We start from the raw sequence: 14,337 nt of genomic DNA on the forward strand, positions 1-14,337 counted from the left end.
TTTATGCGAATGATCGATATCATTCTGAAAAAAAGAAACGGACTCGCCCTTTCTTCTGATGAGATTCATTTTTTTATCTCCGGACTGGTCGACAATTCTATCCCTGACTACCAGACTTCGGCGCTGCTGATGGCCATTTATTTTAAAGGGATGGATGCCCGTGAAACCGTTGACCTCACCCGTGCCATGATGTATTCGGGGGAAGTAATTGATCTTTCCGGAATCGATGGGGTAAAAGCCGACAAACACAGCACGGGTGGCGTGGGCGATAAAACCTCTCTCGTGCTGGGGCCTTTGGTCGCTTCATGTGGGGTAAAAGTCGCCAAAATGTCGGGCAGGGGAATGGGGCATACAGGCGGAACCGTTGATAAGTTTGCCGTATTTCCCGGCATAAACATGGAGCTGAGCAGGGAGACTTTTATCGACAATGTCAACCGCGTGGGCATCGCCATCACCGGGCAGTCGGCGCAGCTCGTTCCTGCTGACAAAAGAATCTACGCCCTGCGCGATGTGACGGGCACAGTGGAGCAGATTTCGCTGATAGCCAGCAGTATTATGAGCAAAAAACTGGCTTCCGGCGCAGATGTGATCGTGCTGGATGTGAAAACAGGCAGCGGTTCGTTTAACACCCTTGAATCTGCACGTTTACTGGCAAAAACCATGACGGAGATTGCTGCGAATATGGGCAAAAAAGCCGTAGCCATTATCACTGACATGGAGCAGCCATTGGGATATGCCATCGGCAATGCCCTCGAAGTACAGGAAGCGATCGACACTTTGCGGGGCGGGGGGCCCGAAGATCTCCGGGAAATATGCCTCGTACTGGCAGCGGAAATGCTTATGCTTTCTGGATTTGCGCCTGATGAGACTGTCGCGAGGAAAATTCTGGAAGAAAAACTCCACAATGGCGAAGCCCTTGCCAAACTCGCAGAGTTGGTCATCGCCCAGGGGGGCGATGCGGCAGCGGTATTTGATCCGACACAGTTGCCCAAAGCCGTTTGTTCGATTGCGCTGGCAGCCAGACAGAGTGGATACATTACACACCTGGATGCGCGCACCATCGGCAATGCAGCCATGCAGTTGGGGGCCGGAAGAAAAACAAAGGAAGAAAATATCGACCTGGCAGCCGGAATTGTGCTGCACAAAAAAACGGGGGATTTTGTTCATGCAGGCGAAGTGCTGGCAACCCTTCACGCTGCATCAATGGAGAAAATCTCCGGAACGGAAGAACTTGTACTGAGTGCTTTTGCATTTGGTACAGAAAAAACTGAGACACAGAAACTGGTGCTGGGGAGAGAGGGAATTTTTTGATATACCATATTGTAAAATTTCCTGAATCTCATTAAATATGTGCAGAATAGAAGTTGCCGGAACAAGCGAGCAGAAATATTTCAAGTGATTGGCCGTCAGTAATTTAAAAACCAGGTTCACTGAAACATCTGCCTGTTTGACACCCATCCGGGAAAGTTCAAAATATCACCAGTGATCTTAAATTTTTGTCAAATGAAAAACCTGTTGTTTTCAACTATGCTTTTGGTGTTTGCGGTTCTGATTTCGGGCTGTCCGGTGGGCTTAGATTTCCCGCTGGGTGACCCCGGGAAAGAAAAAATTGATGAGCGGCTGCTTGGTACGTGGATCGACCAAAGCGGGGAGGCCGAAATGCAGAAACTGACCCTCACAAAAAAAGACGACTATACTTACGAGGTCCACGTATTGGAAAAGGGCGAGATGTATGCTCTCCAGGTTGACTACCTTGATGCCTGGGTGACAACCCTCGAAGGCCAATCCTTTCTTTTTGGCAAGCCCCATGATGAAAACGACCAGAAGTTTTATCACTATCATTACGTATTTGATGGTGAGGATCTGATAGTCCACGATGTCAGCCTGCTGGAGGGGGGGATAGATGCTGTGACCAGCAGAGAGGCGCTCCGAAAGGAAGTAGTTGCTTCCATGAAAAAGCCGGATTTCATGTCATCCAAAGTCGTGTATCTGAAGGATTGAGGTTTCCAAATTCTTTTTCAGATGCTTGAAACCAATGGGTATTTACGAAGGCTCCAAAGAGGCACTTTTATGTTTTCTATGGTAAAATCAATCCTTCTGCTAATCAGCCTGCACCTGTTCTGCATTGCCACTGCACAGCACACGCTTCAACGGTACGAGTTTCCAGAATTTGGTATCAGCATACCATTTTTCAAGGAGGCCGGTAAGTCGACGCTAAAAGGAAGCGGCAGCCAAAGTTTCATCCAGTATGCGTACAATAGCGAGGATAAGAATGCAAAAATTATCGCCAATATGTATTTGTACCCGGAATGGGGCTGCGCAAAGGCTGATACTTTCTACAATATGATGGAGCGGTACGCCGCCACTGCGGATGGATCTCCCGGAAAATTTCGTCCGCTCACGCAAAAGAGTCATACCCACTACCTGGGATGGACCTTTTATGATGCCATGCTGACTATTGACAACATCAGAGACAATGTCGTGCGTTATGTGCAGGCTTTTTTCAACGGCAGCCAGATATTGATAATTGATGTGGTCTTCGTAAATGAGAACTTTTCTGCTATAGGTGCTGAAATCTTTGGCGACCCTGGCTACAGCAGCATTCTGCGGCCACTCGACCTGCCCAAAATCGGGCTCCGCCTTCACGTGAGGGGGAATGTAATGGCTGCCTATGATTCGGAAAAAAACAGCTATCATATAGGGCGTTGCGACCGACTTGGTACGGCATATCCTCAGGTCGTTTTTGAGCAAACGGAGGGGGACCCAAACGCATGGGCACTGGAGGTACTTACCCAAATGCGCAGGGAAACGGACTTCGATAAGGTGAAAATGGAAACGCTGCCTTCGCAAGACAAGCTTGCCAGGTTTCCCGGAGGAGTAATCAGTGTGACGGCTGATTTGGTGAAGGAAAATGGTTGGATGAGGGTTTACTTATTTTCATTCAACGGAAAATCCTACAAGGTGTCGCTTATCGTGCCCTATGGTCCTGATGACAACCGTCTGTATTTCAAATCGGACAGGGAAATAACGGTGGAAACGGCAAAGGAGATGGATGTGCGGGTGCTTGAACTGCTGGGAAATATGGAGCAAATCCGGTGATCTTCCGGATATTTCGTTAGGTTTAGCAGGCATATTGATGGCATGGATTGAAGAGAAAAGCCATCGCTGCGGGAAAAGATGCACAGGCAATGTGAAGCCCGGCTGCCATCTGGCCCAGGCTCCTTTTGTTTTTCCCCGTCTCGTGCATATCTTCGCTACATATGCTTTCAAAACGTGCAAAATACGCGCTCAAAGCCCTAATGGCAATCGCCAGAGATACTTCCGGACAACCCCTGCCTTCAAGGATTATTGCTGAAACCGAAAATATCCCACCCAAATTTCTGGAGGCCATTCTCCGCGAACTTACCCGCTCGGCTCTGCTGAAAAGCGACAGGGGGATAAATGGCGGTTATTCGCTGCGAAAATCTCCCGAAGAAATTCAGGTAGTCGAAATCATGCGCATCATGGATGGTCCCATCGCCTTCATCCCCTGCGTGTCGGAAAATTTTTACGAAAAATGCGACGAATGCCACGACGAAGTCACCTGCCATATCCGCAAACTCTTTCAGGAACTGCGCCAGGAAATGCTGGAAGTGTTTAATCAAAGTCTGGCCGACCTGATGGCAAAGTGAAAATATCCCGCCATCGCCGCTGAAACTATGAGATAGGCAGCCACAATCATTGTTCCCCCGGGTATGATTTCGTCCAGCTTAAACCATCCGCCCGTAGAAAAAATCACCCATACCCCCATACCCAACTTTACCAGTTCGGCGGGAAAGGCAATCGGGTGCATATCCATCAAAGAGGTATAGGCAAAAATAGATACCATCAGTACCAGCGCATAGAGGAGGATTTCGGGGAATGTATAATCGCCGATCTGTACCATCATATGGTACAGCAACAGGTTGTTGACGATTAGCTGAAACCATACCCAACCCTGAAACAGGACAGAACCACCGGTATGGTATTTGGGTCGGTTATATATATCCTTCACCATATTGACCGGGTATTTTTCCTTTACATCTTCAGGCCGCCAGCCAGTGGGCATAAACCAAAGCCTGATTTTGTCCCACCAGTTGCGGGTATGCCATGCGTCTTTGGCCAGTGACCAGGCGTGCATAAAATTGATCAGTACCGGGTTCCAGGTATGCGCGGGAACTTTCGTTCCATATACAGGTTGTACATCGGGCAATTCTTCCTGAAAAGTGCCAAACCATTTATCCCAGAAAATAAAGATCTGCGAAAAATTTTTGTCGATATATTCCGGATTGATCGCATGGTGTACGCGGTGGTGGGAAGGCGTAACGATGATATATTCGAGGAAGCCCATTCGCCCTACCAGCCTTGTATGATACCAGAATTGGGCAAAAAGGTGGAGCGGAGCAGTAATTGCCACTACTTTAGGCGGAATACCGATGATCGCCATAGGAATGTAGAGAAAAAAGTAAATGCCCACCACAGCCGAAATGCTCTGCCGCAGGGCACAGGCCAGGTTGAACTCCTCACTGCTATGGTGCACAATGTGGCGGTTCCAGAACAGGTTTACCACGTGGTCAAAGCGGTGCGACCAATAGCCGGCAAAATCAATTCCGATAAAGGCGAGCACATATAGCCAGATAGTCGACTTGATTTCAAAAATCGCCAGATGGCTTTCCATCCATTCGTAGCTGATGATCACAATGGAAAGGCCTGTGAGATTTTTGAGGGTATTGGTCATACCGGAACTGAGACTGGAAATAGTGTCCATGCCGTAATTCACCTTCATGCCCATCCTTTTGGCGGCGATCGCCTCAATGATGATCAGCAAAATGAAACCCGGAATTGCATAACTTAAAACCTGTGCATAAGCTTCCATAGAGCAGAATGATTAATTACGCAAGATAGCCGGAAAAAATGCGAAAATCCAGCATCATCCACCCGAAAGCGCCTGCATGATATAAATTTCGTCGCCATCTTTCAGGTGGTCAGAAAGATCATATCTGTCGGCGAGGAGTTCCTGCCCGATAAAGATATTGACATGCTCGCGAAGGCAGCCCTGATCATCGGTAAGGTAATGGCGAAGGCCGGGGTATCGGGTTTCCAGTTCGGCGAGAACTTCCGCGAGGTTTTTTCCCCTGACAGATTCTTCTTTCAGCCGGGGGAAAAAACGTTTCAGTGCGGAAGTAAAGCGAACGGTGATCATCGGTTAAAACTACCCTATTTTGCCTTTTTTGGCCAGTTTTTTTAATTTTTTAGTAGCATAAATAGCTACTTCAACCCTGCGGTTCTGTTGTCTTCCTGCATTGGTTTCATTGTCAGCCACAGGTTGGGATTCGCCATAACCGACATTTGTCATTCGCGCAGGATCTACCTGCAAGACAGAAAGATACTGATTTACAGCCGCAGCTCTTTGTTCGGAAAGGGTCTGGTTATATTCATCCGAACCGGAAGCATCTGTATGGCCTTCGATAAGTACCTGCGTATCGCCGTATTTATTGAGGATTTGGGCCAGATCCTGAAGGCTTCGTTTAGTTCCTGCTTTGAGTTCGGAAGAATTGTAATCAAACATAGCCTGAGAGTCAAAAGTAATTTTTATACCCTCCCCTATTCTTTCTACCTCTGCCCCTCTGACATCTCTTCGGATTTCCTCAGCCTGTTTATCCATATAACGGCCAATCAGTGCACCGGCTGTGCCGCCTACAGCTGCGCCCAATATTGCACCTACGGCGGTATTACCGGCTTTTTTGCCTATCACACCTCCAATCACAGCGCCCGTGCCGGCGCCAATTGCTCCGCCTTTGACCGCATTGCTGGTATTACAGGAAATGGACAAGAGGCTGGCCATCACAAAAACCATGATTCCCTTTGTTTTTGAAAGAAAGAAGTTGGTAGTATCCATAAACAGATAATTATTAGGTGTGAGACTTTGAAAAAAAAATGGGGAATCAGTGGACAATATAGGGAAAAAAACCGGCCACAAAAAAAGCCCGTGCTGTTAACAGAACGGGCTTTTTTCTATAAATGTCTGAATGAAATGGATCAGTTTGATTCTTCAAATATTTCTTCTACATGTTTACCGTTGACACCATTGACGCCATTGACACTGCCAGTACCTGAATGTTTGCGGGACTGAAGTTTAATGGTCGCGTTGAGGTCGTAATTCATATCGGAAATATAACGCAGAGACTCTACTTTTTTATGGTGTTCGATCCGGCTGAGGAGATAATCGTAAGGTCCGCGTTTGGTGATAAGTTTGACAAAAACGGGAGAAGTCTCCAGCAGGATAAACAGCATGACAATCAGGTTGCTGATCCACCAGATCGTAGAGTCATTGTCTTTCATTTTTTCCAGCACCTGAATTTTGGCGGGAAAACCAATACCATAGCGGCGGGCTTTTTCAATCGCGCCTCCGACCTGCTCTTTTCGGATCTCATCGCGTTCCTGTTTGGCGGCTATCAGTTCGTCGCGTTGAATCTGGAGCAGGCGCAATTCTTCATCAATCCCTTCGGCAAAAGCTTCCCGGGCGCCGCGGCGTTCTCCTTCCAGTTTTTTGACAATGGCAAACTGTGCATCAATCTCCTCCTGAAGGCGTTTGTTGACGAGATACAGTTGGTTGCTGCTTTCCTGCCATTTTTCGGGAAAATCCCAGCGGATAAACTTCGTGCTGCCATCTTCGCCTTCGGCAAATACCTTCGTGGCATATTTATTCCAAAGGTAACTTCTCCGCGCTTCGTTGGCCTTAATGCGCGGCATATAGACATTTACAATACTATCATAGGTTTGTTTCGCCACGCGGTATTCGGCAGAGACTTCACCAAAATCAAAGGAAGTAGGTTTACCTTCTTTCAGCTTTTTGTATTCCATCCGGATACTGTCCACATAAGCAAGCTGCATACGGATGGAGTCAAGCCCCAGGCGGTTGTCGAGTTTGGCTTCGGCCTCTTTTTCAAGCTGAGTGGTATAAGCAAACATCTCCGAATTGATCTGATTGCGGAACAACTCTACTTCGATCGGCTTGGTGATGACAATAGAAATCAACACTGCAAGAATCAGACGTGGCATGGCAAGCCCAAGTTCATTCCAGGTTTTGCCTTCCTTCCGGATACTTGATACGATATACCGGTCGAGGTTAAAAATCATCGCGCCCCACAAAAGTCCGAACATAAATGCCACAAACGCATTGTCGATCAGGGTATAAATGGCAAATGATCCGGAGATTACGGCCAGACAGGCGGTGAGGAAAATTGTGGCGCCGATCCCTACATATTTGGTATGTTCTGAAGGACAGGCTTCCAGAATTTTGATATATGCACCGGCACAGGCGAAGAAAAATCGCTTAAATCCCCCTGGCCGCTCCGGCGAATCGTCATAAGTACCGGAATCTATATAATTTGAATACTGATCCATAATTGCAGAATATATTAAAGAAGATGGGATTAATTATTAGATGAAAACATAGACTTAAATCGCCGGATAATATGTTGCAGTTCAGAGCGCACACTGGCCTTTTTAAGCGAAAGCATTTCGTCTGTAAGACTCATTTCTCTGGCTTTTTTTATTTGCGCTTCTTTTATCCTTTGTTTGTGCGCTTTCTGGAGTTCATTTTCCAGTTTTTCGAGCTCGGAGATTGTTTGGTCAAATTGTTTTTCGTTTAAATCCATGTCATCTGATAATTCGTGGTTTACAGGAATCAGGGACTCTTCCAGCGGAATCGGGAATCGGGTAAGCTGAATTGTTTGTGAGATTTCCCCCGAATACCCTGTAGCTGTGAGTGTCAGGTAGGTATAAGCCTGTACAGGCCGGAAACGAATCTCTCCGGAAGTTTCCACCTCACCGATTTCGTTATCGATGGTTACCGTATGTGCATTTTCCACCCGCCAGGAAATGTCGAGGGGTTCTCCCTCCGTTGAAAGTTCTTTTTCCCCGCCAAAGTGCAGGACTTTGGGAGGGGGAAGTGTCAGTGTCAGAGAGCGGGATACATCTCCGGCTGCATTTACTGCCCGCAGCGTATATGCTGTGGTTCTGTCCGGAAATACTTCAGTCGAAGATAGGCCTGTCAACTCCAGCCCATCGGGTTCGAGAATGACTTTTTCCGCATTGAGGACTTCCCAGTAAAGGATATTAGGTTCTCCGACGCGAATCGTTTCGCCACCGGCATAAAAAGAAATGATATCAGGTTTGCCGATCGTAAGGGTAATAGATACCGAATCTTCGCCAGACTTATTGCGCGCCGTAAGCGTACAAACGCCCGGCTGGGTGAGCATGGCTTCGGTAAAACTTCTGCCAGAAACATCTCCTATCCCCATATCGAGCGACAATTCTGCGCCATTTTCTACTTCCCAGTGAAAAATCATCGGAAAATCAACCTGGATCTGGGTATCGGTCGCATCAAAATAATGAATTTGGGGAGCATCCAATACAACTTCCACGGCAAGCGTACGGGCGCCGATTTCATTTCTTGCGGTGATGATGTATTCGGTCGTCTCATCTGGCATCACATCCATCATCCCTTTTTTTGGAAGGACTTCTTCACCGGGATTCAATTCGACAGTATCTGCTTCAAAAACTTCCCAGGAAAGACGGATCGGTGTACCTAATGCGATTTTTTTGTGACTCGCCTTAAACAGGGTAATGACAGGTAACACGCCTTTACAACCGAGACAGGAAGTGTTGGCGACAGGATTCTCAGCCTGGCATTTTCCGCAAACCCAGATTTCTGTTTCGGTAAATAATTTTCTCGCTCCTTTTCCCGGAGCTTTGAACGCTTTTTTTACCGGGACAATTACCTTGTTTTCTCCTGATTCTTTTATTCTCGGAGAAGTCTTTTTGGGGCTTTTACTGGACAAAAGGTCACTGTTATGCTGTGATTCGTTAAGAGGAACAATTTTTACTTCTTCCTCTTGGTTTGTTTGTTTGGCCCGAAGTTTTTTACCGGTTCCGGCTGAGCCAGCTTTAGAGCGGTTGGTGTTTGGTGTATGAGTTTCTTTTAACGGACTGAACATAGCAAAACGGCTTTCTGATTACGTGAACGAGGACGTACAAGAAAGAGGCTATGGAATAAAAATGGATATCAAGGCAAGCGACACTAAGATAGGAGAATGTTTGTTCACCCTGTCATCTTTTACCGCCAACTGACAATATTTGTGTTTGAACGAATTAGATCAAATCAACATCTCCAATATTTCCTGCGCGCCAAGCTCTGTGTAACGGCTTTGTAATATTTCACTCACCCGCTGAATATATATGACATCCAGAAGTTCCGGGTTTCGGAGAGATTCTTTCAGGTAAAATGGCCGGGATAGTAAAGGGCCGTTTGCTTTTTTATCACTGGGCTGGAAAGCACCGCCGGTAAAAAGCGTATTGATATACTTTTTAATGTCTGTTTTGGGAATTTTCCTGTCGAGATTTTCGCTTACATATTCAAACATTTGATTCATCGACATGGACTTGTCCTCTTTCAGCGCTTTTAGCAAAACGCCCGAAAGCTCTATTCTTTTAGGTGCGGCCTTCTGGTAGCGTAGTTTTTTATTCAGAAACTGTATGGCATTTTCGCGGGTGTTGACTTCCCGGGTAATTTCTTCCTCCGGTACTTCAGCAAAAAATACGAGTGGCAGGCTTTGATCTTCGGCCTCGATTTTTTCTACAAGATCTCCTATCAGAGACTCCACAAACTGCTTGAACGTGGAGAAACCCAGCTCCTTTTCAGAGAATGAAGGATCCAGCCGCAGCAACTGCTGCTTGAGTTTGGACATGAGCATCGGCTCATCCTCGTTACGACTGCGGAGAAACCGCAACATCAGGTCTCGGCCATACACCATATCCAGGTCATCGGAAAGCCCCGAAACCGGTGATTCCGCCTCCGGCTTGCCCAACAACTCTTCGAGCGATTTAAATTCATCGCTGTTCCGCTTAACCAGTTTGCCGACACTGTGCTCAAATCCTACAATGATGACTTCTTTTCCTCTGGCACGCAACCGCTGAATCAGGGGAATAAAATCTGTGTCGCCCGAACCGATCAAAATCGAATTGATGCGGGGAAACAACTCCATATACTCCATGACATCTACGGCCAGGCGTACATCCGAACCATTTTTCCCCTGAAGGTTGGTTTCCGGCAGGTGAATGAGTTCAAACCCCTGCTCCATCAGTGAATTCTGGTATTGGGAAAATATGTCTTTCGACCAGTCAGCATAGGCTTTTTTGATCAGCACTGCGCCTTTGGTCGTGGCATAATCCACCAGCGGTTCTATTAAAAATGGTTTCCGCTTTGAGGGGTAAACCGTCTCAGCAGATATCGCAAGATTTTCAAAATCCAGGTAAATAGCTACATTTTGTCCTTCCATCAATCCTCACAAACAAATTGTTCTTAAACTAAAGTTCCACAACAGGAAGAAGAACAAGGGTCGAAATAACAGGTAATCTGAGGAATAACGATAGCGGTAGCAAAATTAGTGAAAATTTGCTTCAATTATTTTTAGCTTTTGCGATAAGGATTCAGGAAATCTTACCTTACGGTTTGTGGGACCAGTTTTTTGACGGTTTCCACTACATAATCTATTTCCGCTTTTGTGTTTTGTACACCAAAAGAAAACCGCACGGAGTTGAGCAGGGTTTCTTTATCAGCGCCGATCTCGCGCAGTACGTGCGATCCCATCAGGGCACCGGAACTGCAGGCCGAACCACCCGAAGCAGAAATGCCGGCCAGGTCGAGATGAAAAAGCAGCATCGCATCTTCTTCCCCGCAGGGGAAAGTGGTATTCAGCACTGATGGCAAAGATCTTTGTGGATCTGTTTCGCCATTAAACCGCACACCGGGTATTTGTTCCTGCAATTGCGCTTTCATATAATTTTTCAACCCCAGAATATGCGCGGTCTTTTGGGCCATAGTCTGATTACAATGGTCAAACGCACAGGCTACCCCGGCAATAAAGGCTACATTTTCCGTTCCGGCACGCATATTTCTTTCCTGGCCACCACCATATATCAAAGCAGGAATTTTTACCCCTTTCCTTACAAACATAAATCCGGCGCCTTTGGGGCCATAAAACTTATGTGCCGAAGCCGCAGCAAAATCTACCGGAATCTGACTGAAATCCAGGGCAACATTGCCCATGGTCTGCACCGTATCAGAGTGGAATAAAGCTTTATGGCGGCGACATATTTCTCCTATGGCAGCAATATCGTGGAGTGTACCGATCTCATTGTTGCCGTGCATCAGGCTTACCAGCGTCTGGGGCGTACGACCCAGCACTTCTTCCAGTTCAGCCAGATCGATATGCCCTTGGGCGTCAACGGAAAGCCAGGTGACGGAAACTTTGCCTTCCGCTTCCAGATGTTCGAGGGTATGCGTAACCGCATGGTGCTCGGTCCGGGCAGAAATGATATGTTGAATATGATGAGATTTTACGGCCCCAACGATGGCGGTATTGTCAGATTCTGTACCGCCACTGGTAAAAAATATTTCGGAAGGAGATACCTTCAGATTGGTGGCTATGATTCTACGGGCATCTTCAATGGCATTGCGAAGATGCCGTCCATGCGCATGTGTTGAAGACGGATTTCCCTGAAATTCAAGGAAGTATGGCTTCATGTGTTCAAATACCTCCAGGGCCATAGGTGAAGACGCGGCATTGTCCAGATATACTTTCATAGGGAAAAACAGTTAAATTCAGCAGTTGAGTCTGGCCTGTGCGAAAAACGAATTTTCAAATATATAAAAGGTTTTGCTATTTTTTCCGGAATTAACCAATCCTGATTTATGGAAATTCCAGAAAATGAATCCGCCGGATTAAAGCGAACCCTTGGTCCGGTCATGTTGTGGGGACTGGGGGTAGGGTATGTAATCTCCGGTATGTACTTCGGGTGGAACCTCGGTTTGCCGGAAGGCGGCACGGGCGGACTGGCGGTTGCCACGCTGTTTATCACCCTGATGTATCTGACTTTTACCTTTAGTTATACGGAGTTGGCCTGCGCGATCCCTAAAGCAGGGGGAGCTTTTGACTATGCCACCCGGGCTTTGGGACCCAAATGGGGATTTGTAGGGGGAATGGCGCAAAATATTGAATTTATTTTTGCCCCACCAGCCATTGCATTTGCCATTGGCGCGTACCTGAATCTCCTCCTGCCCTGGCTGCCGATATTGGCGATTGCAATTTTTGCCTATCTCATTTTTACGGGGCTGAATATATATGGCGTAGCCGCCGCTGCCGGCTTTGAGCTGTTGGTAACGGTGGTTGCCGTATTAGGATTGTTGCTTTTTGCGGGTGGCACACTGCCACATTTTGAGTGGAAAAATCTTCAGCAGAATGCCTTCCCACACGGTGTCGGAGGCATATTCGCAGCCATTCCCTTTGCGATCTGGTTTTACCTTGCGATAGAAGGCGTAGCGAATGTCGCTGAAGAGACCATCAACCCCCAGCGGAATGTGCTGGTAGGATTTGGTTCGGCGATCCTTACCTTGGTGGTACTGTGCGGGCTTACCTTTGCCGCTTCTGTAGGTGCAGGCGGTTGGGAAAGTGTCGTGTATCAGCCGGGGAGTACGGAGCCATTGGATTCGCCCCTCCCGCTGGCCATGGCCAGGGTCATGGGAGATCATCACTGGCTTACGTCAGGCGTGGCATTTATCGGGCTGTTTGGCCTGGTCGCCTCATTCCACGGTATTATCCTCGCAGCCGGGAGAGCCACCTTCGAATTTGGCAGAATGGGCTATGGCCCCAAAGCATTGGGAAAAACCCTTCCACAAAGGCAAACTCCCGCCAATGCGCTCATATTTAATATGATCATCGGGATCATTGCCCTGCTGACTGGCAAAACCGCGGAAATCATTACGATCGCGTGTTTTGGTGCCCTGTGTCTCTATATGATTTCGATGGTGTCGCTGTTTGTGCTCAGAAAACGCGAACCAGAACTGCCGCGCCCGTTTCGTGTGCCCCTGTATCCGTGGTTTCCGGCAATTGCGCTGGCGATCTCAACTGTAGCGTTGATCGCCATTACGATCTACAACCCCGTACTGGCAGCGATTTTTTTCGGATTTATGGCCGGGACTTATTGGTTGAATGGAATCATTTCGAAAAACCGGGTATCAGAGTAGGATATATTTTACAGATTGCGCAACCCAATTCCCAAATTAACAGGTCATTTCTCAAATTGAGAAAAAAAAGAAAATAGGCCAAAAATTAAATACTTGATTTTCAGCCACTTACTGCTCTGTGCCAAAATGGAATGTGCTTTGCCATTTACCATTCAACAAACAAGCACAGAAATTTTTAACACAGAGCATTATGAATATCTCCTCAAAAAAATATCTGATCATTTTAGTCTTGCTTGCTTCCGTTTTGTTTAGCTGTAACAAAGCTAAGATCGCAGAACTTGAGCTACAAAATGCACAACTCTCAGAGCAGACACAACAGAAAGACTCTCTTTTGAATGACTTCGTGTCTTCATTTGAATCATTCCAGGCAAATCTGGATCTGATCAAAGAGCGTGAAGCTTTGGTCAATATGAGCAATGAAAACCCAGAGATGCGGAAAGAATCTAAAGATCAGATTCTGGAAGATATCCAAACGATCAATGAATTGCTGGCACAAAACGAAGCGATCATCAATGACCTGAATCAAAAACTTCAGGCCTCAGAAGGAAAAACCGATGAGTTTCGCAAAATGGTCAACCAGTTGAAAAAACAATTGGCTACCAAAGATGAAGAAGTCGCTTCCTTAAAAAACAATCTGGCTGACCTCAACTTCTCTATCGAAACGCTCAACCGCAGAGTTGATACCTTAAAAGATGCAGCCGACAATCTGACTCAGCAAAATGAGCAGCAAAGTACCCTGCTCGCCGACCAGGAGCAGACATTGGATGCGCAGACTCAAAAACTCAACGAACAAACCACCAAACTCAACACTGCCTATTATATCGCCGGTTCGACCAAAGAACTGAAAGATCGCAAAGTATTAGACAGCAAAACCAAACTGTCTGGCAACCTGAGCGAGTCAGCTTTCACCTCGATCGACATCACAAAGATCAGCAGCATACCGGTTGACGCCAAAAAAGCAGAACTGTTGACAAGTCATCCTTCAGACTCATATGTCTTCAATCAGGAAGATAAAAAAATAACCAGCCTCGAGATCACGAATCCGGCTAAGTTCTGGAAAACCTCGAAGTTCCTCGTGCTGGTAACGGATTAAATGGGGGAATCAAGGGGGTCGGAAACACGCAAGGGCCCGGCCCCCAATTCTTTAAGAAAACAAAAAGTATCAAGAAGTATCGTATTTGCCTTAATGGGGACCCGGTTTAATAGCCAGGTCTCTTTTTTTATTTTAC

13 protein-coding genes are annotated in these 14,337 nt (G+C 46.8%); 6 read left to right on the plus strand and 7 right to left on the minus strand.

Going from position 1 to position 14,337, the window contains the following annotated elements; translation table 11 throughout:
- The first annotated feature begins 9 nt into the window (after positions 1-9).
- From R3D00_25545 to R3D00_25560, 4 genes are all read left to right on the plus strand, one after another.
- Positions 10-1,311, plus strand: a complete 1,302-nt coding sequence (locus R3D00_25545) for a thymidine phosphorylase (protein MEZ4776566.1) — start codon at positions 10-12, stop codon at positions 1,309-1,311.
- A 192-nt stretch (positions 1,312-1,503) separates the two neighbouring features.
- Positions 1,504-2,001, plus strand: a complete 498-nt coding sequence (locus R3D00_25550; protein MEZ4776567.1) for a hypothetical protein — start codon at positions 1,504-1,506, stop codon at positions 1,999-2,001.
- A gap of 21 nt (positions 2,002-2,022) precedes the next feature.
- Positions 2,023-3,099, plus strand: coding sequence for a hypothetical protein (locus tag R3D00_25555; GenBank protein ID MEZ4776568.1), 1,077 nt, complete (start codon positions 2,023-2,025; stop codon positions 3,097-3,099).
- Positions 3,100-3,260: 161 nt separating this feature from the next.
- Positions 3,261-3,671 (plus strand): Rrf2 family transcriptional regulator, encoded by a 411-nt coding sequence (locus R3D00_25560; protein ID MEZ4776569.1) that lies wholly within the window; start codon positions 3,261-3,263, stop codon positions 3,669-3,671.
- Here R3D00_25560 and R3D00_25565 read toward each other — a convergent pair.
- From R3D00_25565 to R3D00_25595, 7 genes are all read right to left on the minus strand, one after another.
- Entirely contained in the window at positions 3,641-4,894 is a 1,254-nt protein-coding gene (locus tag R3D00_25565; GenBank protein ID MEZ4776570.1) for a sterol desaturase family protein, read from the minus strand. The genes R3D00_25560 and R3D00_25565 overlap by 31 nt on opposite strands.
- 54 nt (positions 4,895-4,948) lie before the next feature.
- Positions 4,949-5,221, minus strand: coding sequence for a MoaD/ThiS family protein (locus R3D00_25570; protein ID MEZ4776571.1), 273 nt, complete (start codon positions 5,219-5,221; stop codon positions 4,949-4,951).
- 9 nt (positions 5,222-5,230) lie between these two features.
- On the minus strand, positions 5,231-5,917 hold the full coding sequence (locus R3D00_25575) for an OmpA family protein (protein MEZ4776572.1): 687 nt from the start codon (positions 5,915-5,917) through the stop codon (positions 5,231-5,233).
- A 140-nt stretch (positions 5,918-6,057) separates the two neighbouring features.
- Positions 6,058-7,425 carry a DUF4407 domain-containing protein gene (locus R3D00_25580; GenBank protein ID MEZ4776573.1) on the minus strand — a complete coding sequence of 456 codons (1,368 nt, stop codon included), beginning with the start codon at positions 7,423-7,425 and terminating at the stop codon, positions 6,058-6,060.
- 29 nt (positions 7,426-7,454) lie between these two features.
- Positions 7,455-9,020 carry a hypothetical protein gene (locus R3D00_25585; protein ID MEZ4776574.1) on the minus strand — a complete coding sequence of 522 codons (1,566 nt, stop codon included), beginning with the start codon at positions 9,018-9,020 and terminating at the stop codon, positions 7,455-7,457.
- Positions 9,021-9,179: 159 nt separating this feature from the next.
- Complete coding sequence (locus tag R3D00_25590) at positions 9,180-10,361, minus strand: NYN domain-containing protein (GenBank protein MEZ4776575.1); 1,182 nt, start codon at positions 10,359-10,361, stop codon at positions 9,180-9,182.
- Between the two features lie 161 nt (positions 10,362-10,522).
- Positions 10,523-11,668, minus strand: coding sequence for a cysteine desulfurase family protein (locus R3D00_25595; GenBank protein MEZ4776576.1), 1,146 nt, complete (start codon positions 11,666-11,668; stop codon positions 10,523-10,525).
- A gap of 108 nt (positions 11,669-11,776) precedes the next feature.
- Between R3D00_25595 and eat the strand changes: the two genes are divergently transcribed.
- Together eat and R3D00_25605 are read left to right on the plus strand one after the other, a co-directional pair.
- Complete coding sequence (gene eat, locus R3D00_25600; GenBank protein ID MEZ4776577.1) at positions 11,777-13,108, plus strand: ethanolamine permease; 1,332 nt, start codon at positions 11,777-11,779, stop codon at positions 13,106-13,108.
- Between the two features lie 190 nt (positions 13,109-13,298).
- Positions 13,299-14,201: a hypothetical protein gene (locus R3D00_25605; GenBank protein MEZ4776578.1), complete on the plus strand. Its 903-nt coding sequence runs from the start codon at positions 13,299-13,301 to the stop codon at positions 14,199-14,201.
- Positions 14,202-14,337 lie beyond the last annotated feature (136 nt).

The organism is Bacteroidia bacterium (genome assembly GCA_041391665.1).
Lineage (GTDB): Bacteria > Bacteroidota > Bacteroidia > J057 > J057 > JAGQVA01.

Bases quoted from the DNA above. Each gene is read 5' to 3' on its own strand.
- R3D00_25560 (MEZ4776569.1), top strand. From the start codon at position 3,261: ATGCTTTCAAAACGTGCAAAATACGCGCTCAAAGCCCTAATGGCAATC.
- R3D00_25595 (MEZ4776576.1), bottom strand. From the start codon at position 11,668: ATGAAAGTATATCTGGACAATGCCGCGTCTTCACCTATGGCCCTGGAG.
- eat (MEZ4776577.1), top strand. From the start codon at position 11,777: ATGGAAATTCCAGAAAATGAATCCGCCGGATTAAAGCGAACCCTTGGT.
- R3D00_25575 (MEZ4776572.1), bottom strand. From the start codon at position 5,917: ATGGATACTACCAACTTCTTTCTTTCAAAAACAAAGGGAATCATGGTT.
- R3D00_25570 (MEZ4776571.1), bottom strand. From the start codon at position 5,221: ATGATCACCGTTCGCTTTACTTCCGCACTGAAACGTTTTTTCCCCCGG.
- R3D00_25580 (MEZ4776573.1), bottom strand. From the start codon at position 7,425: ATGGATCAGTATTCAAATTATATAGATTCCGGTACTTATGACGATTCG.
- R3D00_25605 (MEZ4776578.1), top strand. From the start codon at position 13,299: ATGAATATCTCCTCAAAAAAATATCTGATCATTTTAGTCTTGCTTGCT.
- R3D00_25590 (MEZ4776575.1), bottom strand. From the start codon at position 10,361: ATGGAAGGACAAAATGTAGCTATTTACCTGGATTTTGAAAATCTTGCG.
- R3D00_25555 (MEZ4776568.1), top strand. From the start codon at position 2,023: ATGCTTGAAACCAATGGGTATTTACGAAGGCTCCAAAGAGGCACTTTT.
- R3D00_25550 (MEZ4776567.1), top strand. From the start codon at position 1,504: ATGAAAAACCTGTTGTTTTCAACTATGCTTTTGGTGTTTGCGGTTCTG.
- R3D00_25585 (MEZ4776574.1), bottom strand. From the start codon at position 9,020: ATGTTCAGTCCGTTAAAAGAAACTCATACACCAAACACCAACCGCTCT.
- R3D00_25565 (MEZ4776570.1), bottom strand. From the start codon at position 4,894: ATGGAAGCTTATGCACAGGTTTTAAGTTATGCAATTCCGGGTTTCATT.
- R3D00_25545 (MEZ4776566.1), top strand. From the start codon at position 10: ATGATCGATATCATTCTGAAAAAAAGAAACGGACTCGCCCTTTCTTCT.